The sequence below is a fragment of the Autumnicola patrickiae genome (assembly GCF_031846525.1).
Taxonomy (GTDB): domain Bacteria; phylum Bacteroidota; class Bacteroidia; order Flavobacteriales; family Flavobacteriaceae; genus Autumnicola; species Autumnicola patrickiae.
This window is the reverse complement of record NZ_JAVRHM010000013.1, coordinates 22,269-47,096: the sequence shown is the minus strand read 5'-3', so window position 1 is coordinate 47,096 and position 24,828 is coordinate 22,269. Positions and strand designations below refer to the sequence as shown.

Annotated in this window: 22 protein-coding genes; 12 read left to right on the top strand and 10 right to left on the bottom strand. The window is 38.8% G+C overall.

The genetic code is table 11. The annotated features are described in order from the left end of the window. The first annotated feature begins 22 nt into the window (after positions 1 to 22). The 6 genes from hisC (at position 23) to hisIE (ending at position 5,235) form a co-directional block, all read left to right on the top strand. Positions 23 to 1,078 carry a histidinol-phosphate transaminase gene (gene hisC, locus RM549_RS11950; RefSeq protein WP_311685114.1) on the top strand — a complete coding sequence of 352 codons (1,056 nt, stop codon included), beginning with the start codon at positions 23 to 25 and terminating at the stop codon, positions 1,076 to 1,078. A 1-nt stretch (position 1,079) separates the two neighbouring features. Then, a complete protein-coding gene (gene hisB, locus RM549_RS11945; protein ID WP_311685112.1) occupies positions 1,080 to 2,219 on the top strand; it encodes a bifunctional histidinol-phosphatase/imidazoleglycerol-phosphate dehydratase HisB in 1,140 nt (379 codons plus the stop codon). Between the two features lie 85 nt (positions 2,220 to 2,304). Continuing rightward, positions 2,305 to 2,889, top strand: coding sequence for an imidazole glycerol phosphate synthase subunit HisH (gene hisH / locus RM549_RS11940; RefSeq protein WP_311685111.1), 585 nt, complete (start codon positions 2,305 to 2,307; stop codon positions 2,887 to 2,889). 135 nt (positions 2,890 to 3,024) lie between these two features. Next, complete coding sequence (gene hisA / locus RM549_RS11935; RefSeq protein WP_311685110.1) at positions 3,025 to 3,765, top strand: 1-(5-phosphoribosyl)-5-[(5-phosphoribosylamino)methylideneamino]imidazole-4-carboxamide isomerase; 741 nt, start codon at positions 3,025 to 3,027, stop codon at positions 3,763 to 3,765. A 57-nt stretch (positions 3,766 to 3,822) separates the two neighbouring features. Further along, positions 3,823 to 4,578: an imidazole glycerol phosphate synthase subunit HisF gene (hisF, locus tag RM549_RS11930; protein ID WP_311685108.1), complete on the top strand. Its 756-nt coding sequence runs from the start codon at positions 3,823 to 3,825 to the stop codon at positions 4,576 to 4,578. Further along, entirely contained in the window at positions 4,579 to 5,235 is a 657-nt protein-coding gene (hisIE, locus tag RM549_RS11925) for a bifunctional phosphoribosyl-AMP cyclohydrolase/phosphoribosyl-ATP diphosphatase HisIE (protein ID WP_311685288.1), read from the top strand. It abuts the gene before it with no gap. Between the two features lie 152 nt (positions 5,236 to 5,387). On the opposite strand, the gene RM549_RS11920 is transcribed toward hisIE, so the two are convergent. The 9 genes from RM549_RS11920 to RM549_RS11880 all read right to left on the bottom strand — a co-directional run bounded on the left by RM549_RS11920 (position 5,388) and on the right by RM549_RS11880 (position 14,589). Continuing rightward, the gene (locus RM549_RS11920; RefSeq protein ID WP_311685106.1) at positions 5,388 to 5,789 is read right to left on the bottom strand and encodes a GlcG/HbpS family heme-binding protein; all 402 of its coding nucleotides are present in this window, start codon (positions 5,787 to 5,789) and stop codon (positions 5,388 to 5,390) included. Positions 5,790 to 5,876: 87 nt separating this feature from the next. Next, complete coding sequence (locus tag RM549_RS11915) at positions 5,877 to 6,731, bottom strand: pirin family protein (RefSeq protein ID WP_311685104.1); 855 nt, start codon at positions 6,729 to 6,731, stop codon at positions 5,877 to 5,879. A 9-nt stretch (positions 6,732 to 6,740) separates the two neighbouring features. Then, positions 6,741 to 7,475: an NYN domain-containing protein gene (locus RM549_RS11910; protein ID WP_311499079.1), complete on the bottom strand. Its 735-nt coding sequence runs from the start codon at positions 7,473 to 7,475 to the stop codon at positions 6,741 to 6,743. Positions 7,476 to 7,569: 94 nt separating this feature from the next. Continuing rightward, positions 7,570 to 8,724, bottom strand: a complete 1,155-nt coding sequence (locus tag RM549_RS11905) for a baeRF7 domain-containing protein (RefSeq protein ID WP_311685102.1) — start codon at positions 8,722 to 8,724, stop codon at positions 7,570 to 7,572. 382 nt (positions 8,725 to 9,106) lie between these two features. Next, positions 9,107 to 9,925, bottom strand: coding sequence for a DUF1853 family protein (locus RM549_RS11900; protein ID WP_311685101.1), 819 nt, complete (start codon positions 9,923 to 9,925; stop codon positions 9,107 to 9,109). Positions 9,926 to 10,011: 86 nt separating this feature from the next. Continuing rightward, entirely contained in the window at positions 10,012 to 11,532 is a 1,521-nt protein-coding gene (locus RM549_RS11895) for a vanadium-dependent haloperoxidase (protein ID WP_311685099.1), read from the bottom strand. A gap of 97 nt (positions 11,533 to 11,629) precedes the next feature. Next, positions 11,630 to 13,501 (bottom strand): DUF4139 domain-containing protein, encoded by a 1,872-nt coding sequence (locus RM549_RS11890; RefSeq protein WP_311685097.1) that lies wholly within the window; start codon positions 13,499 to 13,501, stop codon positions 11,630 to 11,632. Positions 13,502 to 13,561: 60 nt separating this feature from the next. After that, positions 13,562 to 14,071: a DUF6265 family protein gene (locus tag RM549_RS11885; protein ID WP_311685095.1), complete on the bottom strand. Its 510-nt coding sequence runs from the start codon at positions 14,069 to 14,071 to the stop codon at positions 13,562 to 13,564. A 125-nt stretch (positions 14,072 to 14,196) separates the two neighbouring features. Continuing rightward, the gene (locus RM549_RS11880) at positions 14,197 to 14,589 is read right to left on the bottom strand and encodes a hypothetical protein (RefSeq protein ID WP_311685093.1); all 393 of its coding nucleotides are present in this window, start codon (positions 14,587 to 14,589) and stop codon (positions 14,197 to 14,199) included. Between the two features lie 230 nt (positions 14,590 to 14,819). On the opposite strand from RM549_RS11880, the gene truA reads away from it, so the two are divergent. Beyond that, on the top strand, positions 14,820 to 15,611 hold the full coding sequence (truA, locus tag RM549_RS11875; RefSeq protein WP_311685091.1) for a tRNA pseudouridine(38-40) synthase TruA: 792 nt from the start codon (positions 14,820 to 14,822) through the stop codon (positions 15,609 to 15,611). A gap of 91 nt (positions 15,612 to 15,702) precedes the next feature. On the opposite strand, the gene recQ is transcribed toward truA, so the two are convergent. Beyond that, positions 15,703 to 17,805: a DNA helicase RecQ gene (gene recQ / locus RM549_RS11870; RefSeq protein WP_311685089.1), complete on the bottom strand. Its 2,103-nt coding sequence runs from the start codon at positions 17,803 to 17,805 to the stop codon at positions 15,703 to 15,705. Between the two features lie 176 nt (positions 17,806 to 17,981). Here recQ and corA point away from each other — a divergent pair, with 176 nt between their 5' ends. The 5 genes from corA (at position 17,982) to RM549_RS11845 (ending at position 24,809) form a co-directional block, all read left to right on the top strand. After that, positions 17,982 to 19,064 carry a magnesium/cobalt transporter CorA gene (gene corA, locus RM549_RS11865; protein ID WP_311685087.1) on the top strand — a complete coding sequence of 361 codons (1,083 nt, stop codon included), beginning with the start codon at positions 17,982 to 17,984 and terminating at the stop codon, positions 19,062 to 19,064. A gap of 114 nt (positions 19,065 to 19,178) precedes the next feature. Further along, positions 19,179 to 20,330 (top strand): lactonase family protein, encoded by a 1,152-nt coding sequence (locus tag RM549_RS11860; protein WP_311685085.1) that lies wholly within the window; start codon positions 19,179 to 19,181, stop codon positions 20,328 to 20,330. Positions 20,331 to 20,534: 204 nt separating this feature from the next. Beyond that, complete coding sequence (locus tag RM549_RS11855) at positions 20,535 to 21,506, top strand: TIGR03885 family FMN-dependent LLM class oxidoreductase (protein ID WP_311685083.1); 972 nt, start codon at positions 20,535 to 20,537, stop codon at positions 21,504 to 21,506. A 13-nt stretch (positions 21,507 to 21,519) separates the two neighbouring features. After that, positions 21,520 to 23,151 carry an alpha-amylase family protein gene (locus tag RM549_RS11850; RefSeq protein WP_311685081.1) on the top strand — a complete coding sequence of 544 codons (1,632 nt, stop codon included), beginning with the start codon at positions 21,520 to 21,522 and terminating at the stop codon, positions 23,149 to 23,151. Positions 23,152 to 23,198: 47 nt separating this feature from the next. Then, positions 23,199 to 24,809 carry an alpha-amylase family glycosyl hydrolase gene (locus RM549_RS11845; protein ID WP_311685079.1) on the top strand — a complete coding sequence of 537 codons (1,611 nt, stop codon included), beginning with the start codon at positions 23,199 to 23,201 and terminating at the stop codon, positions 24,807 to 24,809. Positions 24,810 to 24,828: the final 19 nt, after the last annotated feature.

Sequence of the window (24,828 nt, the reverse complement as noted above, 5' to 3'; positions counted from 1 at the left end):
GCGAAGTCGAAGGGTCTTTGTTATGATTAAAAATTTCAACATAAATAAATTAGTCCGGGAGAATGTGGCAGGGTTAAAACCGTATTCTTCTGCAAGGGACGAGTACCAAAGTACAGGATCTGAAATGGTGTTTCTGGATGCCAATGAGAATCCTTTTCAGACAGATGTAAACCGATATCCAGATCCGCAGCAGCGCAATTTAAAGTCCGAACTGGCTAAAATAAAAGGTGTAGATACATCAAATATACTTTTAGGCAATGGAAGTGATGAAGTGCTGGATTTGCTTTTCAGAGCTTTCTGTGAACCAGCAAAGGACAATGTGATTACGTTGCCACCTACTTACGGTATGTATAAGGTTTTGGCAAATATCAATAATATCGAAAACAGGGAAATTCTGCTGACTCCCGATTTTGAGCCAGATATAGCCGAGATTCTGGAAGCAACAGACGAGCAGACAAAAATGATCTTTCTCTGTTCACCAAATAACCCGACGGGAAATTCTTTTTCAGAAGAGAATATTACAAAAATCCTTGAGAGCTTTAACGGGCTCGTTGTGATAGACGAAGCGTATATCGATTTTTCAGCAAAGGAAAGTTGGCTGCTTCAGCTGAAAAAATATCCGAATTTGGTGATTACCCAAACCTTATCCAAAGCTTATGGAATGGCAGGAATAAGACTTGGAATTTGTTATGCTTCCGAAGAAATTATTCAGATTTTAAACAAAATCAAACCGCCTTATAACGTAAACGAACTTACCCAGCAAAGAGCATTGTACAGAGTATTGAACCAGGATAAAGTAAATTTGGAAGTATCTGATATTCTGAGTGAAAGGAAGCGCTTATTTAAAGAATTAGATGAAGTTGATTTTGTTAAAAAAATTTATAATTCTGATGCTAATTTCATCCTTCTGAAAGTTGATAATGCAACCCGCAGATATGATGAATTAATATCCAAAGGAATAGTAATCAGGAACAGAACGACACAGCCACTTTGTGAAAATACATTGCGATTCACAGTAGGCACAAAAGATGAAAATGATAAACTAATCAAGGCTTTGCAAAGTCTTAAGCAACAATAAAATGAAAAAGGTTTTATTTATAGATCGTGACGGGACTTTAGTTTACGAACCTGAAGATTACCAACTCGACAGTCTCGACAAGCTGGAATTTTATCCGGAAGCTTTTTATTACCTCACAAAAATTGCAAAGGAACTGGATTATGAATTGGTAATGGTTACTAATCAAGATGGTCTGGGAACAGATTCTTTTCCCGAAAGCGATTTCTGGCCAATTCAGAATTTCATTACCAAAACTCTGGCCAACGAAGGAATTGTATTTACGGATGCTTTAATTGACCGGACTTTTGCTAAGGACAAAGCGCATACCCGTAAACCAAATACCGGATTGCTGCAGGAAAAATATCTGAATAATCAGGAATATGACCTTAAGAACTCCTACATGATTGGCGACAGACTAACTGATATGGAATTCGCTCTCAATTTTGAAGGGAAAGGGATTTTTATAAATACTCACGAAGCCCTGGGTGCAGATGAGCTGAAAAATAAAAAGGAACTTTTGGACGAATGTATAGCTCTTAAAACCGACAGTTGGAAAGAAATTTACGAATTTCTTAAGCTCAATGACCGTACGGCAGAGATTAGCCGCAAAACGAATGAAACGGATATATTTATAAAGCTCAACCTGGACGGCACCGGAAAATCACAAATATTGACCGGAATTGCCTTCTTTGATCATATGCTGGACCAGATTGCAAGGCACGGCCAGATGGATCTAATTGTTAAAGTTGAAGGAGATCTGGAAGTGGATGAGCATCACACCATCGAAGACACTGCAATAGCACTTGGAGAAGTCTATAGTAAAGCGCTGGGAAACAAATTGGGTATAGAGCGTTATGGTTTCTGTTTACCCATGGATGACTGCCTGGCACAGGTGGCGATTGACTTTGGTGGGCGGAACTGGCTGGTTTGGGAAGCGGAATTTAAGCGTGAAATGGTAGGTAAAATGCCTACGGAAATGTTTTATCACTTTTTTAAATCTTTTACAGATGGAGCAAAAGCAAACCTGAATGTAAAAGCTGAAGGTACCAACGAGCATCATAAGATAGAAGCGATTTTTAAAGCTTTTGCCAAAGCAATCAAAATGGCTGTAAAACGTGATGCTGAGAAAATGATTTTACCTTCAACTAAAGGAATGCTCTGAATGAGCAGATAGTACAGAGTATGGAGTATTGAGGTCCTGCAAGCTAAACCTCACTACTCATCACTTAGTTTTCAATACGAATAACATGAAAATAGCAATTATAGATTACGGCGCGGGAAATATCCAGAGCATCAAGTTTGCTGTACAAAGATTGGGTTTTGAAGCTGTTCTTAGCAGTGATGCAGAAGAAATACGTGGAGCAGATAAAGTGATTTTTCCGGGTGTGGGGGAAGCCAGCAGTGCAATGAGAATGCTGAAGTCAACAGGACTGGAGAAAGTTTTTCCCACTTTAACACAGCCTGTGCTGGGAATTTGTCTGGGAATGCAGTTGATGTGCGATTATTGTGAAGAAGGTGATACTACCGGACTCGGAATTTTTGATGCACAGGTAGTGAAATTCAACAACAAGCTGAAAGTGCCACAAATAGGATGGAACCACATTTTTGACCTTAAGTCAGAACTATTTGAAGGTATTAGTGAAAAGGAATATGTGTACCTGGTGCATAGTTTCTATATTCCGGAGTGTGAGGAAACGATAGCTTCTACTGAATACGGAGTTGAATACACCTCTGCCATTAAGAAAAACAACTTTTACGGAGTTCAGTTTCACCCTGAAAAGAGTAGTAATGCCGGGGAGAAGATCCTGAAGAATTTTTTGAAGCTAAGTTGAAGAATAAAGAGCAAAGAAAAAAGAGCCAGGAATCAGGGTTATCGGTCTGGACAATGAATAATTATAAAGAACATAGAATAATCTTACAGCGGAGCGGTCTAACATCTGGCAGCGAAGCGGTCTAAAATCTAAAGAATGAGAATCATTCCCGCTATAGACATCATTGAAGGTAAATGTGTAAGGCTCTCTAAAGGAGACTACAGCACAAAAAAAATATATAACGAGCATCCTCTTGAGGTGGCAAAGAAATTTGAAGCGCACGGGATTGAATACCTGCACCTTGTTGATTTGGATGGTGCAAAGTCGAAGCACATCGTAAATCATAAAATTCTGGAGGAAATAGCTTCCAAGACGAATCTAAAAGTGGACTTTGGCGGCGGATTAAAATCTGATAAAGATTTAGAAATTGCTTTTGAATGTGGTGCAAATCAGGTTACCGGAGGAAGTATTGCGGTTAAGAATCCGGAAATATTTAAGTCCTGGTTGCAGAAATTTGGTTCGGAAAAGATTATTTTAGGAGCAGATGCCAATGATGAAAAGGTGGCAATTAGCGGCTGGCAGGAAGAATCGGAGAAGGAGCTTATTCCGTTTATCAAGGAATATCAGCAGGAAGGGGTGAAGTACATCATTTGTACCGATATTTCCAAAGACGGAATGCTCGAAGGCCCGTCCTTTGAATTGTACCAGAGAATACTGGAGGAAACTTCGGAAACTGGCAACAAACTCAATTTAATTGCTTCCGGCGGAATTTCAACCTTTAATGAGCTTCCTCGTTTAGCTGAAATCGGCTGCGAGGGAACAATTATTGGAAAAGCGATTTACGAAGGAAGAATTAGCCTGAAACAGCTGGAAGCGTTTATTTTAGAAAGAAGTTAGATGTTAGAAGTGAGTATAGAGAATTTTTCTCGCTACTCAATACTCAATACCAATAAGATGTTAACAAAAAGAATAATCCCCTGTTTGGATATCAAAAACGGACGTACTGTAAAAGGCGTTAATTTTGTGGATTTGCGCGATGCGGGAGATCCGGTGGAACTGGCTGCAAAATATGCAGAATCTGGTGCAGATGAACTGGTTTTCCTGGATATTTCGGCTACAGAAGAGCGCCGTAAAACTTTGGCTAAGCTGGTCCTGCGTGTTGCTGAAAAGGTAAATATTCCGTTTACCGTAGGAGGCGGAATATCTTCAGTGGAAGATGTGGATATATTGCTTCAGAATGGCGCCGATAAAGTTTCGGTAAATTCTTCCGCAGTGAAGAATCCGGGGCTTATAAATGAGTTGGCAAAGAAGTTTGGAAGTCAGTGTATTACTGTTGCCATAGACGCCAAGCAGGTGCATGGGAAGTGGCTGGTTCATCTCGTGGGAGGAAAGGTGCCAACAGAGCTGGATCTTTTTGAGTGGGCAAAAGAAGTTGAGGAGCGCGGAGCCGGAGAAATTCTTTTTACATCCATGAACAACGACGGTACAAAAGGCGGATTTGCAAATATTGCCTTGGCAAAACTATCTTCAGAATTAAATATTCCTATTATTGCTTCGGGTGGAGCAGGGAATATGCAACATTTCACCGATACTTTTAAAGAAGGAAAAGCCGATGCAGCTCTTGCGGCGAGCGTTTTTCATTTTAAGGAAATAGAAATTAAAGATTTAAAAGAAGAATTGCGGAAGAACGGAGTTGCCGTACGACTATAAATAAATTCAGAGGAAAAACATTACAACAGATACAACAAGATGAACATAGACTTCAATAAAAACCAAAATGGACTCGTTCCAACCATTATTCAGGACGCTTCAACAAAAAATGTGCTGATGCTTGGCTACATGAACGAAGAAGCTTTTCTGAAGACCAGCGAGACCAAAAAAGTGACATTTTTCAGCAGGACCAAGAACAGGCTTTGGACAAAGGGCGAAGAAAGTGGCAATTTTCTTCATCTTGTTGCTGTCAAAAATGACTGTGATAATGATACGCTGTTAATCACTGTAAATCCTGAAGGGCCTACCTGCCACAAAGGAACCGACACTTGTTGGGGCGAAGAAAATGAGCCAAATTTTGGTTTTCTTTCTCAACTGGAAGGAATTATAGCAAAGCGAAAAAGGATGAGTGAAGTGGAGCCGGAATTACGTGAAGATAAATCCAGTTATGTGGTTTCCCTTTTTGATGAAGGCATCAATAAAATTGCACAGAAAGTAGGCGAAGAGGCTGTAGAGACAGTTATTGAAGCTAAAGATGATAACGAAGAATTATTTCTGAATGAAAGTGCAGATTTGCTTTTCCATTATTTAATTTTACTGAAAGCAAAAGGATATTCTTTAAAAGACGTGGTGAAAGTGCTGGAAGGAAGACATTAGAAGAGGTGAAGAACCACCCCTGCCTTTGACCAGCCCCTCCTTGAAAAAGGAGGGGAGCTATTATAAGCGGAATAAATAAAGTATAGCCTCAAAAATGGCAATTATCGACAATGAATTCTTCAAACTCCGAACCCCGAACTAACTACTCCAAACTATTTCACCGCATTCATACCGTATGTGGCAACTTCATGATCCTGGTCTACCGCACCTCCCGAAACACCTATTGCGCCAATAATATCACCATTAATGTCTTTAATAGGTACTCCTCCTGGGAAGGTAATAAGTCCGGCATTGGAATGTTCTATATTAAATAGAGGTTGTCCCGGTTGGGATAATTTTCCTATTTCCCCTGTATTCATGTCAAAATAACGTGCGGTTTCTGCTTTTTTTATGGCTATATCTACAGAGCCAAGCCAGGCACCGTCCATTCTTGCAAAAGCTGTAAGATTTGCGCCTGCGTCTACAATGGCAATATTCATGGCAACGCCAATCTCTTCTGATTTCTTTTGGGCAGCCTCAATGGCAGTATGTGCTTGTTCAAGTGTAATATTCATAATATACCAGTTTTAAAATTATTTTTTAATTTAAACATTACAACTAACACTTGACTCATGTTTAAGATGATAATAACAGTAGTTTAATTATTCCTTCCAGGCACCCATTTTACCGGTCTGGAAATCTGCATAAGCCTCATCAATTTCTTCCATAGTGTTCATTACAAATGGTCCTCTTGCAACTACAGGTTCATCAAAAGGTTTGGCATGTCCTAAGAGTAAAGTACTTTCAGATTTGGCTTCGATTTCAAGTTGCTCATCGTCATTATTAAATTCAGCCAAATGCAAAGCTTTTACCTGTTCACCATTTACTTCAAATTCTCCTTTAATTACGTAGAAAAAGATATTGTGGTCTTTAGGAATATCAAGACTAACCTTTGCGTTTTCTTCAAAATTTAGAGTAGCAAGGTTAACATCAGTAAACGTATTAAAAGCTCCTTTTGTACCTTCCAATGAACCGGAAACTACCTGACCAGTAACTTTTCCATTATCAAGGGAAATTGTTGGAATCTGATCTCTCTGGAATCCGACATATTTAGGTTCTGTCATTTTATGTTCTGCGGGAAGGTTTACCCATAGCTGCAAAATTTCAAGATCACCACCTTCTTTTTTAAATTTTTCCGAAGAAACTTCAGCATGTAGAAGTCCGCTTCCTGCAGTCATCCACTGTACGCCACCGTTCTCTATAACGCTCTTATGTCCGCCGGAATCTTTATGTGCGATGTCTCCATCAAGAATAAAAGTTACGGTTTCCATCCCCCGATGCGGGTGAGGACCAAAGGGCAATCCGTTGTTGTTTGGCGGATATTGTTGCGGGCCGTGATGATTCAGAAATAAAAAAGGATCGATCATCTGGATACTACCTGTTGGCATTGGTGAATAGGTAATAAGGTCTGAAATTGGACGATATTCGGCTTTATGTATTTGTTTTATGCTTCGCATGGTGTACTATTATTTGTTTCTAACATAGATAAGTTTGAACCTGGAATTATGATTTTCCCGGGATTCAATTTCAAATTTATCTATAGCATTAATCATTGGAGTTAACTTTTGATATCCGTAATTACGGGAATCAAAATTGGGTTGTTTTTTCTGAAGAAGACTTCCAACATCTCCTAAAAAGGCCCATCCATCTTCATCGGCAACATCAGAAATTGTATTGGCCAGAAGGCGGATTAATTTCGGATTTATTTTATCTACATTGTTTTTCTTTTCAGTCTTTTCTTTGCTGGTTCCCAGGCTTGAATCTTTATCCTTATTTTTAAGGATTTCGATATAAATAAACCGGTCGCAGGCAACAATAAAGGGCTCCGGCGTTTTTTTCTCACCAATTCCAATTACTTTTTTACCTGCTTCCCGCAATCTTGTGGCAAGACGTGTAAAATCACTGTCACTGGAAACGATACAGAAACCATCGACTTTGTTGGAATATAAAATATCCATGGCGTCTATGATCATTGCGGAATCTGTCGCATTTTTCCCCTGCGTGTAGCCGTATTGCTGCATTGGATTAATAGCGTTTTCCAGCAGCACGGTTTTCCATTTGGCGAGGTGAGGTTTGGTCCAGTCTCCGTAAATTCTTTTAATTGTAGGATTACCATATTTGGCAATTTCCTCCATCATTTCCTTAACATATGCAGAAGGGATATTATCTCCATCAATTAAAACTGCAAGGTTTATTTCCATAAAATTTTTGTGCTTTTCCTGAACTATAAAGATAGTGTTTTTGACTAAAAAAGGCGGCAGTAGCCGCCTTCTTGAATTTTTTAAAATGGTGATCCTAACTATACCTAAAGATAGCGTTGACTTTAGCTTCTTTATCTGGCATAAAAGCACTTTCGATTAGAAAGACAGATCCTCCGGTTTCAATAACCTTTGCTGCGGCAAGGTTCATTAAAGAAGTATTGTCTTTAGATTGTTCTTCCCGAACTTCAACTTTTCGATTTTTCTCATCATAAGAACCCCAGATTTCTGAACGATTCTCCAGGAATAATGTATCCACTTTTCCTTCAAAAGCTGCAGGAACAATGTCTGAAATACTGGAAGATGTTTTATCCGGAGTAAGTTCTCCGTAACTCTCAAGTTTAGAACGTTTTTTCTTTTCCAGATGAGGCTCCATAATTTTTAATGCTTTTTCATGCAGGCCAAACATATCGGCATCAGATGGATTCCCCGGAACTACTTGATCAAACAGGTTTTTATAAGAGTTTGCTTCCTTATAAATAGGGAAGAGGTAATCCTGACAAGCTACCACTAAAGGGACATTCTCGTCATGAAGTATTTCTTTTAAGCCTTTATCTATAGCATTAAAGAAACGGAGAATTTCATTTTTGTCATCCCGGTTAGCAGCGTCATAGCCATGGCTGGTGGAAGTTCCCATGGAACTATTTTGTGTTACGGTTTTCCTGTTTTTCTCTTCATAATCATAACCCACACGGTCTTCCAGACGTGACGGGGTTAAATCTTCTACATATACTTCACCAATGGTATTCTTTGTAGCTTCAAAAAATTCTACTTTATCCTGTTGTACAGCGAGAAGATAAAACCTTCCTTCATCTGTGGTTAGTGGCGCCAGTGGCTTTATATAAAAATGATTGGAAATGTAATGATGCGCTTCAAAATTTACAGGAACCGTATATTTCTCAAAAAAGCCTTCTGAAGAAAATATTGCCAGTCCATCAGACTGATGTCTCCAGAAATCCGGTTTGTTTAGTAGATCTTCAATTGGCTTCCCAATGTTCTTAATTTCTTCTGCAGATACGTTCTGAGATTCCAGTTCCCGTTTTACCTGGTCCCAGGTAGATTTTAGGTGTTTCTTATTTTTTTGCTCCAGTACTTCTTTTCCACCACGTTGAGTAGGAATGAAAATAGATACACACGTATCTTTTTTAAAGTCTGTTATTTTTTTGAATTCTTCCTGACTTATCAATGCCATACTATTATATTTTTTGGGTTAAAAAAGGGAATGAAAAAATTCATTTTCATCCCTATTCTTGTTTAGTTTTCTCTTCTTTCAAGATAAGCCGAATTGCAGTCAATTCAAAGGTTTTCAGACGTGCGGTGTGCTAAATCTTTCTTAATTAATGTTTATGTTTTTATAAGAAAAGCTTCAATTAAAGGATGCCTGTAATCCCAGGCATTTCTGGCGCTATTTAGAAACTAGCTTAATTATTTCTGAAGAAGGATTTATGGAATACTACCTGCCGATAATTGCCATTTTTGAAGTGTCATCTTTTTAATCACTTCAGAAAAGAATATCTGCTGAAGTCTGAAAAAAAAACTTAGCTAAAGAAAGTGCTAATTCCTTTTGAAGCTGCTTACCACCAAACTATAAAAAATCGCTCAAATTCAGATTCGCCTTTCTTCATCCAAAGAAGAGGAGATCTTTTACGTTCTATAAAAGAGTCCACCTGTTTTTTAATCAAAGCGTAAGAATGCCACTTTTCGGCATACTTTGGGTGGACAGGCCATTGTTGTTTTTTGGGTGAAAAAAAATGGTAACCTTCATACTCTTCACCGCAAAATTCTTCAGAATGTATCCAATAACCGGCAATACATTCTTTGTTGATGGATCCAGCTTTTTCAGTATAATTAAAATGCTTCGGAAGAAACAAATTAGCTTTAAAACAGACTTCCTGTTTCAAATCCTTCGAATTAAGCTGAAGATTGGAGAGATAATCTTTAGTTTCAGGCTTATAAAGTAGTGGAAACTGCTTTTCCTTTAGTTTTCTCAGCTTTTGAAGGAGCGAATCTTTTCTGTTGGGGCCAATCCAGCGTTCAAGCTCCTCGTTATAGTCAGGATCATAAACATAGAATTTATAAACCAGTTCAACGTGATATTGTTGATTTTCGGCAATGCTCTTAAGAAGAAAATCTATTTCTCCAATGGTAATTTTTTCCCTGGTAACCTGAATATTAGATCCTAGTATCTTGTAATCTTTTGAATTTTTAAGAAGCGCTTCAAAAAAGCTTTCCATCCTTTTTCCAAGAATAGAATAAGGAGAATATGAAATAGCGGTTTTTTTATCAGGTAGATCTGCAGGAAAATCAAATTGAGGAATACCAAATAGATCGTTTTTCCATAAGGGAGGCGTAGCCAGAAATCCTAAAACCTGCTGATAAATAATTTTTTCCATAGAAACCCCAAGATAGGAATTCCTGTTCTTAGGAAGAATAAAATATCTCCGGGAGCACTTTAATTAAGATGAAATAATTTGAAGTTCTATTCTGAAGCCAGTTTTATCGCTTCCCCTACATGTTTTTTGTAGAACTTCCAATTTTCACGGGCAACTTTTCTCCCCTGTTCCAGGCCTGCAATATTATCTGCCTGGATGTGGTATCCACCTAAAACCCTCGAAATTCCGGCAAGTTCTGCCGCTTCAGAAAAAGTTGGAAACTTGATGGTTACTTCCTCACCAAGATTGTCAGGTTCGGTTAAAATTCCCGGAACCAGCGTTACTTCAGATCCAAATTCATCACTACCTGTAAATAGCTTTAGAGCTTCCCCACAGGCACCACTAATGGTACTGTGACCGGAGGTATAACCTGGAAAAGGAGGACAAAGAAAAGTGTCCGGTGAATATGGTCGCCAATCCTGACCTTTCATTTCGATCATTCCTTTACCCGGACCGCCCCAGCCTATAATTGTCTTGTCCTTAAAGTATTTATGAACGAGGGCATAAGGACGTGCAAAGTCGTAAAACAATTTTGCATCCCAGGAGGCGATAAAAGCATCCATAGCAGTGATCTGATTATAGAAATACATTTTTACATCCAGATCCAGAGTATGTTCATCACGGATAGAAACTTCCTGGGCAAATTTGAGCCAGTGCCCCGCCTGTTGGACAGATTGTGGACCATCTCTCATAAATTCCACCAGTGCTCTTTGCTCGTCTGTTAAATTAGCCTGTAATTCCACCACCTCTTCAACTTCTTTTTGAAGCTGTTCTGAACCAACTAGAGGAGGAGGTCCCGGTCTAAACTGGTCTCCTGATTTTAATCCGATAGGTTTTACCTCTGCCCAATAAGGAGTAAGGCATTTTGGAGCAAATTTTCCTCCTTTCCCATCAGAAAAATATTTTGACTGCCAGCGGTTAATATCTACATTTTCATCTGCAGTGTTTACCGGCTCGTAACCTGAATAATCGAAATAGGGCGTTCCATTGGAACCTTCTTCTTCGCCGTATTGATTAGCACCATCATTATGCCTGGCTTCTATAACAGCTTTTGCTGCCAGGTTTCCTACACCGGCGGGAGTAGTGGGGTCAAGGGATTCATCATCCGGATCCATTCCCAGTTCTACCATAAAGTCGCGGAACATTTCTTCGTCACTATAATAATACTCATTCATAGCTCGGAAGGCGGCATAGCTTATAGCTATTTCCTTGTTCCTTAGATTCTGTTCTGCCGTTGGTCTTCTGTCTACTTTTTGAAGGTATACAGGAATGGCCTTTTCGTCATATCTAGACCAGGCATCGAATACAGCAGTAAAAATAAGTCCGAGAAATCTGGAAGAAACAGTAGGACGCGGATTAAATTTATCTGTATCATTAGCAGTGGCTTGCAGCGCCACCTTACCCCATTTATAGGCAATATTGTCTGCTCCTTTTGGTTCATTTATTTCAATAGCATTTTCAGATCTACTGTCGGAGTTCTGAGCCTGGATGCCAGAAATTACGGAGAAAGTCAATAAAAAAGTGAGTAAAAGTCTTGCCATAACCTTGTAAATAATAATTCTGTACATGTTTCTATTAGATTGTAAATGAATTAAATACTCACGACAATTCATAATTTTTTCTTAATTTTTTTGCCAAAATCATTTTCAGCCTGTAACGCTTCAGCTATTCCAGGACTACCCTTTCACGCCTTGGATATTTTACCTCATAACCCAGGATGAGTTCCTTCTGTTGCTGAGGATCCAGCGATAATTGCCATTTTACCTCTCCCGTTTTTTCACCCAGTTTACCACCAGAGTGTTCTGTTACCTCTACTTCGATGTCCCCAATAGCCGAAACCGGGATTTGATCGAAAAGTGTAAGCTGGATTGGCTGAGACTTCTTATTCCTAACCAGGATTTTAAATTCCCGGCTGTCAATCCTGTTAGTTCCTATAAATCTTTCTTTAGAGTATTGATCTACTTTTGTTCTTCCAATCACGATGTTACGGTCCCGGCCAAGGGAAATATTCAGGGTATCACTAAGTGATTTTGCATCAAGAACGGTGCGACCCACAAAAGCATCTTCAAAGAAAAGATTTGCTTCACCCTCGAGTAAATTATATTGATCCCAGTTTATTATGCGGGCGATTAAAAAAGCATCTTTTTCCAGTTTTGGAACTGCATAATATTCATAATTGGTTTCGATGGCGTACTCATTAAGTTCAATGGCTAATTTCTCGCCATTGGATTTAATTGAATATGGTTTTTCTACTTCAAATTCTACAGTGGTTTGGTTTTCTACCGCTGTGGTTGTAATTTGTTTAGATTGTGGCAGAGAGGAAGCTCCTCTAATTCTTACACCTGCAACACTGCCCTGCAATTCTCCTCCATAACCGGTTACCACTACCTCTTCAAGTGCCTGAGAGTCTGCTTCCAGTTTCACGTCCATCCGGGAACTTATTATAGGCATTTCTTTTGTCTGCATTCCTACAAAAGAAAAAACCAGCCTTTCTGCATTGTTTGGTAAAGTAAGCTGGTAATTACCGTCAAAATCTGTTTGGGTGCCAACGCTACTTCCTTTTACCACCACATTTGTGCCCGGAAGTGGCAAATTGTTTTCATCAAGAACTACACCCGTAACGGTCCGAACAGAATGATCTATTGCGCCATTTATTGATGGTCTGAAAATTGTATTTCTTGCAAAATTGAGATACCAGGTGGAAAGTTCTGGAGCTACGCCGCTCTCATTGGGATTTCCATTGGAAAACTTCAGTTTCACATTATCCCAGTCCACACCGGTATTTTGGTAAACATCTGCTTTATACTGAAGCTGTAGCGGATTATCAATGTCTTCTACCCGAATGTCATAATTAGGAAACCAACCTGCGTTTGCTACTAAATAATTTACCGTAAATTCTCCGCGAGTGGCATTATCTGCTTCTATCCTAATTTCTATTTGTCCTGAAGGTAAATTTTCCTCCCGGCTTACATCAGAAATTTGTTTTTCCAGTCGCGATTTTCTTTCCGTTAATTCCCGAATTTCAATTTGAGTCTGGATTTCTTCATTTTTAATATCCGTAAGTTGTTCATCATAAAAATTTATAGCTTCTCTAAGCTGAGAAAGTGAGGCTCCGGAATTTGTTCCGCCCAGGTTTTTATTTTTGTCGAGCAGACTTTGCTTTTCCTGAAGAATTTCCAGCCGCGACTTACTTTCTGAAAGCTGAAGTTCCAGGCTACTAATCAGGTTTTGAATACTATCGATCTTCTCATTTTTTTGGCGCTCATTCAGGAAGTTTTGTTTATGGTTAACAGAAAGAATAGTGAAATCCCCGTCTGCACTTACCTGCACACTTTTGTCATTTATATGCGGAGATAGCCCTTCCAGTAGGAGCACAGAATTTCCTGCGGGTATTTGCACTGTTCCTTCGCGGCTAATTTGCGCTCCCTGAAGAAAGACTGTAACATTCCTAATTGAAGTTGATAAAGGAACTTCTTTAAAATTTTGAGCAAATGCTGAAGTGGAAATCAGCAGAAGCAATAAGATGATTTTTTTCATTTCGGTTTGATTGATGATTGTTCTTGATGTGATATTTGGATCTTAGCAGTCATCTGCTGATTATTCTGTAGCTGCTTTAGAGAAAACAAAGGGAATTTCCGTTTCCTCATCTGCTATTGTCGCCAGCAATTGACTGTTCCGCAGTTCGTAGACAATTTTCTTCGGAAAATCATTTTCTTTATTTACTGCAGTAAACTTTTCTGAAGAAAAATCTAAAATAGGGAATAGGGCAGGAGCTCCATCTTCTCCCGTTACTTCCAGGTTCCAGCTAATGTCATTATTGAAAATCCTCAGGTTCTCCTGAAAAATTGTATCTCCGCTATTTAAGGTATAGCCAAAGCCAGTATATTCTCCCGAAGATTTCTTTTTCCAGGTTTCGAAGGTTTGATTATTGCTTGTGTCATTCGTCCTGATCCAGCTGCCCATGATCCAGTCAAAAGAAACGGCATGATCTTCATTGGATTTTCTGGTAAAACTATTTCCGCAGGAAAATAGAAGTAGTACAATGGAAAAAGTAAGAGCAGCTCTGATTTTTGAGTGGAGAAAATTTCTGCCGTAATATCTTTTCATGAAGAAGTACATTGGTGATAAAAATCTACAAGGTCGATAATTACCAAATTTCAACCTTCTCTTTAAAATCAAGTCAACCTTACTCATTTCTCAACCTGCTTGAACAAAAACAGAAAAAATTTAACCTACTCTTTTAAAATCAGGCCTGCAGGAACTTCAAGGTCTTCTGGTGCAGGATCGTACATATTAAAGTAAAGGATAATAGGTTCTTCCAGTCCATCATAATTTACTTCATATTTATCCAGCATACCGCCACCAAGAATACCATTTTCAGTTTTAAATTCACAACAGCTTCCTATTCTTGTATAGGTGATTACTTCGCCATTAGGTCCGCTAAGATTGTTTAGGTAGTCCTGTTGATTACGTGGTCCTTCCTGCAGATCGTCACTACCAACAATTATAGGATGCCTTGGATCAAACCCAAAATTTCGTTCCATCTCTTCCTGCAACTGTGGGTTACGGGAAGTTCCACAGGCAGCCAGAAGAAACAGGCTACATATAAAAAATATTTTTTTCATATCATTTTTAATTTTTGAACTACCTGATGAGCATGCTCTATGCGGCTTTTTTAAAAGCTAGTATCAGATAATTAGATCATACTAAACTAGAAATAAATTCGGTAAGTTGTTATTAATAACTCCAATTTTTATAACAGTTCTTCACTTGTTTAAAAATTTTACCTTAACCTGAAAGATTAAGAAAACTGAAAATTTCCATTGGTTTGTTACCTTTGCTGAAACTAAAAATTTTGCAGCGAAAACGCTATTATTATCTTATTAAAATTCAGTTTTTGGGCTACAGGTTACATGGGTGGCAAAAACAACCCAATCAAAAAACCGTTGAAGGTCTCGTAACCAAAACGTTGCGATGGGCAATGCCTGAAGCAAAATTTAAAATCCTGGGCAGTAGCCGTACAGATGCAATGGTATCTGCACAGGAGTCGGCTTTTGAACTTTTTCTGGATAACGAACCATTAGAAGATCTGGATGAATTTCTGAAAGTTTTCAATCTCAACTTGCCTCAGGATATTAGGGCTTTGGCGGTGCAAGAAGTGGATTCGAAATTTAATATTATCCAGCACCCCAAGATAAAAGAATATGCTTATTTGTTCTCTTTTGGAGAAAAAAATCATCCATTTTGTGCGCCAATGATGGCTAATTTAATAATGGATCTTGATATTGCAAAAATGAAAGAGGCAGCGCGATTGTTTGAAGGCACTCATAACTTCCGGAACTACTGTGTGCGGGTTTCTGAAAACAGTAAATTTGAGAGGGAAATCAATAGAGCAGAAATAACCGACAATGATCTTTTTAGTGCCAGTTTTTTTCCGGAGAAAACGTATGTTTTTCATGTGCATGGCGAAGGTTTCCTACGCCACCAGGTACGCCTTATGATGGGCGCGCTAATCCAGGTGGGAAAAGGGGAGCTGAGTTTAGAACAGATTCAGCAAAGTCTTACCGGCGTTCCGGAACTGCAGATGGATTATATTGCTCCTGCGTCTGGGCTGATTTTGAATAAAGTTGGGTTTAAGGATCTTTAGTAAAATCTTTTCTTTTGTCCCGTCGAGCGAAGTCGAGACGTTTTTGGTTGAGTCTTAGACTGAGGCTGACAAAAGCGAATATTCCAAAAAACTATCCCTCCTTCTCCAAAATCTTCAGGGAAACTTTGATGGTTTCATAACCTATTGCTTCCTGAAAGTGTTCAAAATATGCTTTTAAAGAATCAGGATCATCGAGATCTTTTTTTGCTTTTTTGACGGCGTCTAAATCGGCTTTGGAAACGAACTGATGCAGATCAATAGCTTCTCCTTCATCAAAAAGCTTTAGCAAATGGGAAAAAATGGTTGTACTGGCTAATTTCCGTTTTTTGGCTATTTCTTCCACACTCAATCCATCGTTATAAAGCTCGCCGGTAATTTTATAAGTCTGTCCTTTTTTAGCCGATTTCTTTTCACGCTTTTCTTTGCTGAAGCTGATAATCTCTTTGATGAAACGATATCCGTAATCCTGCATTTTTTGGCGACCAACCCCATTGATCTGTAAAAATTCATCATCTGTCATTGGCCTTTCCTTCTCCATTTCCTTTAGCGTGGCATCATTAAATATAAGGTAGGCCGGAATTTCCTCTTCTTTGGCTATTTGCAGGCGCAACTGCCTCAATTTTTCGAATAATGAGTTGTCTTTTTTCTTAGTAGCGGCTTCAGTTTCCTGCTGAATAGTTTTTCTATCGGGAACTTCGGCTAAACGGACTTTCTCACCTTCAAAAAGTACATTTTTTGCTGCTTTTGTAAGCTGAAGATGATTGTTTTTGTGAAAAGCGACTTCAGCATAACCGATATTGATCAATTGGATGATGTATTGCTGCCAATGATGCCACGAAATGTCACTGCCAACGCCATAAGTAGGCATTTTTTGATAATCTTTTGACAAAACAGCTTCATTTTGAGAGCCTCTCAAAACGTCAATTATCGTACTTATAGGTTCGCTGCCTTTAAGCCGGAAAATGCATGAAAGTGCTTTTTGTGCAATGACTGTTCCGTCAAAGAAGGCAGGTGGATTTTGGCAAATATCGCAGTTCCCGCAGTCTTCCTGCTTAAGTTCTCCAAAGTAATTTAGCAGAATTTTTCTCCGGCAGGTCAATGCTTCAGAATATTGCTTCATGCGATCCAGTTTTGCCAGCTGCACCTCTTCATTTGCCGCATTGGAGGCAAAACGCTGCAGCTGCACCACATCGGCATAACTGTGGAAGAGAAGCGTATCAGAGGGAAGTCCGTCACGTCCCGCACGTCCAATTTCCTGGTAATAACCTTCCATGTTTTTAGGCATGTTGTAATGGATCACCCAACGAATGTTGGATTTGTCAATTCCCATTCCAAAGGCAACGGTCGCGCAGATAATCTGCTTTTCATCATTAATAAATTCATCCTGGATCCTCGTGCGATCGTCATGGCTTAGACCTGCATGATAAGCTTCGGCTTTAAAACCTTTTGCTTTAAGTTTAGCTGAAACTTCTTCAGTAGTTTTTCGGCTTAAGCAGTAAATAATTCCGCTCTCTTTTTTCCGGTTTTTTACAAAAGATGCGATTTGCTCAAAGCGTTTTAGTCCCGGTCTAACTTCTAAACTTAAATTTTTCCGGTCAAAAGAAGCAACGTGTTTTTTGGCCTTCGGAATATTTAATTGTTGCGCAATATCACTACGCGTAGCTTTATCTGCAGTAGCAGTTAATGCAATTACGGGAGTAGAAGGGAAGCGGTTTTTGAGATAGCCAAGTTGCGTATAAGCAGGACGAAAATCATGGCCCCAGCTGGAAATACAGTGCGCTTCATCTATGGCGATTAAACTTATCTTTCCGTCGGTGAGAATCTTGTCAATAAACTGAAGGCTTTCCGGAGCAACATACAGCAGTTTTAATTCCTTGTTATCGATCTTTTGAAAAATAGCCTGTTGATCTGCTTCTTGTTGGCTGCTATTAAGGTAGGCCGCAGGAACTCCGTTGGCAGTAAGACCATCAACCTGATCCTTCATTAAAGCAATAAGAGGGGAAATTACCAGCGTGATTTCGGGAAGAAGAAGGGCCGGAAGCTGGTAACATATCGATTTCCCGCCACCGGTGGGCATAATCACAAGGTTATCTTTTCCTGCAAAAACAGCATCGATTACTTTCTTTTGAAGTGGACGAAAACTATCGTACCCAAAATATTCTTTAAGCGTTTTTAAAAGTATAGCTTCTTCCATTTTGCAAAGGTAAAATTTGGGAGTATAAGAACATATTCAAAGTAAGAAATCTTCATTTTAAATTTGTAATTTGTTTGTAACAGCTTCAGAAGAAAAATGATTAAGCTTCTCTCTTTCCGCTCAAATTCCGGAGTGTATAGCGATTATTGTTACTTTTATAAAAACTTACAATATCCATGGCAAAAATAAAACGCTATTCACTTAAGCGACCAAAATCCACTAAGGCCTTGCATCAGGCGCCGGGAACAATGACTTATGTGGGGCACAAAGAGAGCAAGGAAACATTGCTGGAAGTTATAGATTATAACAAAGACCATTACCAGCGGTTTACCTCAAAATCTTTGGAAGACGCCTTTAAGTTTGAAGAAGAAAATAATATTACCTGGATAAATATTGACGGACTTAATAACACTTCAGAAATTGAAAAACTTGGTAAATATTATGATTTACATCCTTTGATCCTTGAGGATATTGTAAATACGGGACAGCGGCCCAAAATTGATGAATATCCCGACTATATTTTTATTGTTGCTAAAATGTTGTATTACAATGGGGATGGTATGATTAATAACGAGCACCTTAGCATGGTGGTGGGAAAGGATTATGTGCTCACTTTTCAGGAAGCAGATGGTGATGTTTTTGAAGGCGTGCGGGAGCGTATAAAAAACTCAAAGGGACGTGTAAGAAATAATGGGGCAGATTATCTCATGTTTGCGTTATTGGATGCAATAATTGATAATTATTTTGCGGTAGTTGATGATATAAGTGACAAAATAGAAATTTTTGAAGATCGTATTTTCCAGGCAAGGAGCGATGAAAATCTGGTGTTGGAAATTCAGGATCTAAAGCGTACGATTTTAAGAATAAGACGAGCTGTCTTTCCGCTAAGGGAAGTGGTTAACCGTCTTTTAAAATCTAAAAGTGAGATTATAGAAGAAAAAACCGGAAGTTATATTAGTGACCTTCACGATCATATGATTCAGATTTCTGAAAATATTGACCTGTACAGGGAAATGATTCGGAGTTTACTGGATATGTATATGAGTACTATTAGTAATAAAATGAATGAAGTAATGAAGGTGTTGACCATTATGGCTTCTATTTTTATCCCCCTTACTTTTATTGCCGGAATTTATGGGATGAATTTTGAATATATGCCCGAGCTGCAATGGAAATACAGTTATTTTGTTCTTTGGGGCGTAATGCTCTTACTCTTTGTGGGTATGCTTATTTACTTTAAAAGAAAGAAGTGGCTTTAACTACTAATCTTACATTTTTCATAAAAATTTATAAAGGTCTGAGGTTATAAGTTTTCAAATTTTAAATTTATAACCGAATTGATATCTACCTACTTAAAAATTGATTGCTATAACATGAAAAATAACCTTTTTTGGGCATTATCATTATGCCTGATTTTTACCTCCTGTAAAGATAAACAAGAACCCAAAACAGAATATTTAGATAATATGAAAACTGCATATATAGGTACTTATACCCGCGAAGAAGAACATGTAGACGGAGAGGCAGAAGGGATTTATACGATCTATCAGGAATCGGGAAGCGGAAGCTTAAGGTTTGGAACTATTGTTGCCGAAATTACCAATCCTTCTTTTGTAAAGGTTTCCGGAGACGGAAAAAATCTTTATGCAGTAAGTGAACTGGCAGGGGAGGGCGAAGAAAACGGATTTATTTATTCATTTAGAATTAAAGAAGATCAGAATATTGAAGAACTGAATAAATTATCTACAGAAAGCACTGCTCCCTGTCATGTCGCTCTGGACAGGAGCGGAAAATATGTTTTTGTGGCGAATTATATGGGCGGAGTGGTCATGATGTATAAGAGACAGGAGGATGGAAGCCTGGAAAAACAGCAACGTATCGATCTGGAGAATCCAGAAAAATCGCATGCACATTCTGTCACCCTTTCTGAAAATAACAAGTACGCCTATATAGCAGATTTAGGTAATGATAAAATTTACATTTATAATTTTGATGCAGAAAAAGGAGAGCTTACTCCTCATGATGATCAAATTTCTGTAGAATTGGAAGAAGGATCTGGACCACGACATTTCACTCTTTCTAAAGAAAACAATGTAGCATATTCGGTTAATGAATTGAACAGCAGCGTTTCTGTATTTGAAATTAAAGAAAACGGCGGATTAGAAATTATTCACAATATTTCTACACTTCCTGAAGATTTTGTAGAAAGGAACTCTGCGGCAGATATTCATTTGCATCCATCCGGTAAATTTCTTTATACTTCCAACAGGGGCCATAATAGCATAGCTGCTTATAAAGTAGATGAAGAAGGGAAATTGTCTATGTTGGATTTTTATTCAACAGATGGTAGAACTCCGCGAAATTTTGCTATTGGTCCACAGGGTAAATATTTATATGCTGCAAATCAGGACACCAACGAAATTTCAATTTTTGGAATTGATCAGGAGAGCGGCGAATTAACACAGCGTCTTCCGAACTTTAGCGTAAAAACACCGGTTTGTATAGAATTTGCACCTACCGAATAAAATTTTTAAATCTGCCTTTACGCTGAAATTTTTTTAATTGTGGCAGGTTTTTCATTTTCCGCAATTTTATAAACTTACTTTTTTGCACTACAAAATTGTATTGAATGTATTAGCAGCAGAAAATTTATCTTTTTTTTATGACCTGAGGCCTCTCTATAATTTTAAGAGGCGCTTTCATTTTTTTATCTTACAGAAGACAACTTAATGAAAGTATTTATGAAATTAGGATATCACGCTTCTCACGAACAATTCCCACCTTCAGAATTACTGAAACTTGTACAAAAGGCTGAAGAAGCCGGTTTTGAAGCCGTACTCTCTTCAGATCATTTCCATCCCTGGAGCAACAAACAGGGGGAAAGCGGTTTTGCCTGGAGCTGGCTGGGTGCGGCCATGCAGGCGACAAATCTTGAATTTGGAATTGTAAACGCTCCCGGGCAGCGGTATCATCCGGCAATAATTGCGCAGGCCGTTGCTACCCTGGACGAAATGTTTCCAAAACGTTTCTGGATAGCTACAGGAAGCGGTCAGGCTTTAAACGAAAATATTACCGGGGACAAATGGCCTTCTAAAGAAAATCGTAATCAGCGCCTTCAGGAAGCTGTAGAAGTGATGCGGGAACTTTGGAAAGGGGATTATGTTACCCACTATGGGATTATTAAGGTAGAAGAAGCCAAATTGTTTACTCCTCCAACTCAGATGCCTACTGTTTTTGGTGCTGCCATTACCTTGAAAACTGCAAAATGGCTGGCCGGTTGGACCGACGGATTAATAACAATTTCCAAGCCTATAGAAGAATTAAAGGAGATGGTCGATGTTTTTAGAAGCAATGGCGGTGAGAATAAGCCTATGGCTTTAAAGGTTCAGGTTTCCTATTCAGCTACTAAGGAAAAAGCTTTACAGGGCGCTTACGAACAATGGAAGAATAATATTTTTCCCAGTAAACTCACTTCAGAATTGAATACCCCAGAGCAGTTTGATGATATGGGGGAAAAAGTTCGAAAGGAGGATATCGAAAAGTATGTAATCACGGGAAGTGATCCGCAGTTATTTATAGATAAAATACATGCTTTTAAAGCACTTGGATTTGAAAAAATAATGCTGCATAACGTAAATGAAGAACAGGAAAAGTTTATCGATTTCTTCGGGAATAAAATTCGACCTGAATTTCAGAAATAAAAATTTAAAATAAATGAACAAATACTGGTACAAAAATGCAGTGATTTACTGCCTGGATGTAGAAACTTTTAAGGATTCTAATGGTGACGGGATAGGTGATTTTCAAGGGCTCACCAATGGTCTCACCTATTTATCCAGTCTGGGCGTAAACTGCCTCTGGTTAATGCCTTTTTTTGATTCTCCTAATAAGGATAACGGGTACGATGTTAGGGATTACTACAAAGTGGATCCTCGTCTTGGAGATGTGGGACATTTTGCACAGCTTATAGACGCTGCAGATGAAGTGGGAATTAGGATTCTTATAGATTTAGCGGTAAATCATACCTCTACAGAACATATGTGGTTTCAGGAAGCGAGAAAAGATAAAAATTCCAAATATCGGGATTTCTATATTTGGGTAGATGAAAAACCTGCAGATGAAGGGGAGAATATTATGAGCGGCGGTGATGAGGAAGGTTCTAATTGGGAATGGGATGAAGAAGCCGGGGCTTATTACTTCCATACTTTTTATACGCACCAGCCAGATCTTAATATTTCGAATCAAAAGGTACAGGAAGAAATCTTCAGGATTATGCAGTTCTGGTTAAAGATGGGTGTTTCAGGATTTAGGATTGATGCTGCGCCGCACATGTTCAATGAAAAAGGAAAAGTGGATTTCTGTAAAGATCCACATTCGGTTTTTAGACATTTTCGGGAATTTGTGGAAACCCAGAAGAAAGACGCTATTCTACTGGCAGAAGTAGATCTTCCTCCTGATGAATATGAGAAATTTTTTGGAGATGAAGATGAAATGCACATGCTTTTCAATTTTTATGTAAATAATTATATGTTCCTGTCTTTCGCCAGAGAAGAAGCTACTCCATTGGCAGATGCACTTAAAAAAATGCCACAAATTTCTGAAGAGGAACAAATGGCAATTTTTGTAAGGAACCACGATGAATTGAATCTTAGCAAATTATCTGATGATGAGCAGCAGGAAGTTTTTGAAGCTTTTGCCCCGCAGGAGGATATGCGCATTTTTGGACGTGGAATCAGGCGGCGACTTGCATCTATGTTTAATAATGATCGCAAAAAAATTGAATTGGCTTACAGCTTATTATTTACGCTCCCGGGAACTCCTGTACTGCGATACGGACAGGAAATAGGAATGGGCGAAGACCTTTCTATGGAAGGTCGATCAAGCGTTAGAACAGTAATGCAATGGTCTGACGATAAAAACGGAGGATTTTCTGATGCTCCCGAGGATCAACTTATACGCAATATTATTTCTGACGGAGATTTTAGTTATAAAAAGATAAATGTAAACGACCAGCATCGGGATCACGATTCTTTACTAAACTGGATGGCACATGCCATTAAATTCAGAAAAGAATTTCGGGAATTTGGTTGGGGCGATTATACAGTAATGGATAGCGGGAACAAAAGTGTGCTTGCCCACTGCCGGAATTCTGACAAAGGAACAGCAATCGCTTACCATAATTTTTCTGATAAGGAGGTTGTGGTTAAAGCCAAATTTGAAAAACCAGATGAAATAGTGGATATTTTTGGTGACGAACGTTATGACGCTTTTGATCCTGAGACCCAGGAAATAAAATTAAACCCCTACGGGTACCGTTGGCTGCACAAGAGGAAACGTTTTTTATAACTTAAGACCAATTACAAAGAAAATTATTAACAACAGAAAATATTACAATGAAGGATTTTAAACCAGAAAATTATAAATGGTGGCAAAAGGAAATTGTATATCAAATATATCCGCGTTCTTATAGAGATAAAGACGGAGATGGAATTGGAGATTTACCCGGAATTATTGAAAAGTTAGACTACATTAAGGATCTGGGGATAAAAGTAGTCTGGATATCGCCAATTTATCCTTCCCCAATGGCAGATTTTGGGTATGATGTGAGTGATTATACTGCAATTCATCCCATGTTTGGAACAATGCAGGATTTCGATAAGCTCCTGGATGAAATCCATAAAAGGGATATGAGATTAATTCTTGATTTTGTACCCAATCATTCCTCGAATGAGCATAAATGGTTTCAGGAATCAAGAAGTTCTAAAGATAACCCCAAGCGGGATTGGTATATATGGAAAGACCCTGCGCCAGATGGAGGTCCACCAAATAACTGGGGGAGCGTTTTTGGCGGAAGTGCATGGGAGTACGATGAAAATACCGAACAATATTATTATCATGCTTTTTTAAAAGAGCAACCAGATTTAAACTGGCGTAATCCTGAAGTGCAGGAAGCAATGTTTAATGTTTTACGCTTTTGGCTGGAGAAAGGTGTAGACGGTTTTAGAGTGGACGTTATGTGGCACCTTATAAAAGATGCCCAGTTTAGGGACAATCCGCCAAACCCCGATTATACTGAAGATAAATCCCCTTACGACAAACATCTTCAGGCTTTTACAACAGATCAGCCTGAGGTGCACGATATTGTGGAAAAAATGAGGTCGGTTATAGATGAATATGATGCGCGGCTTCTTATTGGGGAAATTTACCTGCCGGTGGAGCAGCTCGTGGAGTATTATGGTAAGGATAATCGCGGTGCACATCTTCCGTTTAATTTTCAGTTAGTACTATTACCGTGGGATGCCAGGGAGATTGAAGCAGCAATAAATAAATACGAAGGAGCCCTGCCGCCGGGAGGTTGGCCAAATTGGGTTTTGGGAAATCATGATAATTCCAGGATCGCCACAAGGGTAGGAGCGAAACAAGCCAGAGTTGCTGCAATGCTGCTTTTGACCTTGAGAGGAACTCCCACCATATATTACGGAGATGAAATAGGGATGGAAGATGTGCCCATTGCACCAGATCAGGTTCAGGATCCTCAGGAAAAGAATATTCCGGGGAAGGGACTCAACCGCGATCCCGAAAGGACTCCGATGCAATGGGATTCTTCAGAAAATGCAGGATTTACAAATGGAAAACCCTGGCTTCCGTTAATGAAAAATTATAAAGAATTAAATGTTGAAAAGGAGTGGAATTCCGAAGAAAGCATGCTTACTTTTTACAGAAAACTTATAGTTCTCAGGCAAAAAGAGCCGGCACTCCAAATTGGCAAATATCGACCTGTATTAACAGAGGGGAACTTGCTGGCTTATATAAGATCTTCTGAAGAGAAAGAAATTTTCATCATTCTTAACCTTGGGAACTCCGGGGAAATTATGGACACTGATATACCTTTTTCTGAAGCTGTTATTCTGGCTTCTACTCATTCACTTAGGGAAGGAGAAAAATTAAAAAGCACGATAAAGCTTCAGTCTAATGAAGGATTAATAGCAGAAATAGAAAAATGATCAACAAATATAATTAACA

Coding starts and splice junctions, on each gene's coding strand:
- hisC (WP_311685114.1), top strand. CDS start 23: ATGATTAAAAATTTCAACATAAATAAATTAGTCCGGGAGAATGTGGCA.
- hisB (WP_311685112.1), top strand. CDS start 1,080: ATGAAAAAGGTTTTATTTATAGATCGTGACGGGACTTTAGTTTACGAA.
- hisH (WP_311685111.1), top strand. CDS start 2,305: ATGAAAATAGCAATTATAGATTACGGCGCGGGAAATATCCAGAGCATC.
- hisA (WP_311685110.1), top strand. CDS start 3,025: ATGAGAATCATTCCCGCTATAGACATCATTGAAGGTAAATGTGTAAGG.
- hisF (WP_311685108.1), top strand. CDS start 3,823: ATGTTAACAAAAAGAATAATCCCCTGTTTGGATATCAAAAACGGACGT.
- RM549_RS11920 (WP_311685106.1), bottom strand. CDS start 5,789: ATGAATATTACACTTGAACAAGCACATACTGCCATTGAGGCTGCCCAA.
- RM549_RS11915 (WP_311685104.1), bottom strand. CDS start 6,731: ATGCGAAGCATAAAACAAATACATAAAGCCGAATATCGTCCAATTTCA.
- RM549_RS11910 (WP_311499079.1), bottom strand. CDS start 7,475: ATGGAAATAAACCTTGCAGTTTTAATTGATGGAGATAATATCCCTTCT.
- RM549_RS11905 (WP_311685102.1), bottom strand. CDS start 8,724: ATGGCATTGATAAGTCAGGAAGAATTCAAAAAAATAACAGACTTTAAA.
- RM549_RS11900 (WP_311685101.1), bottom strand. CDS start 9,925: ATGGAAAAAATTATTTATCAGCAGGTTTTAGGATTTCTGGCTACGCCT.
- RM549_RS11895 (WP_311685099.1), bottom strand. CDS start 11,532: ATGTACAGAATTATTATTTACAAGGTTATGGCAAGACTTTTACTCACT.
- RM549_RS11890 (WP_311685097.1), bottom strand. CDS start 13,501: ATGAAAAAAATCATCTTATTGCTTCTGCTGATTTCCACTTCAGCATTT.
- RM549_RS11885 (WP_311685095.1), bottom strand. CDS start 14,071: ATGAAAAGATATTACGGCAGAAATTTTCTCCACTCAAAAATCAGAGCT.
- RM549_RS11880 (WP_311685093.1), bottom strand. CDS start 14,589: ATGAAAAAAATATTTTTTATATGTAGCCTGTTTCTTCTGGCTGCCTGT.
- recQ (WP_311685089.1), bottom strand. CDS start 17,805: ATGGAAGAAGCTATACTTTTAAAAACGCTTAAAGAATATTTTGGGTAC.
- corA (WP_311685087.1), top strand. CDS start 17,982: ATGGCAAAAATAAAACGCTATTCACTTAAGCGACCAAAATCCACTAAG.
- RM549_RS11860 (WP_311685085.1), top strand. CDS start 19,179: ATGAAAAATAACCTTTTTTGGGCATTATCATTATGCCTGATTTTTACC.
- RM549_RS11855 (WP_311685083.1), top strand. CDS start 20,535: ATGAAAGTATTTATGAAATTAGGATATCACGCTTCTCACGAACAATTC.
- RM549_RS11850 (WP_311685081.1), top strand. CDS start 21,520: ATGAACAAATACTGGTACAAAAATGCAGTGATTTACTGCCTGGATGTA.
- RM549_RS11845 (WP_311685079.1), top strand. CDS start 23,199: ATGAAGGATTTTAAACCAGAAAATTATAAATGGTGGCAAAAGGAAATT.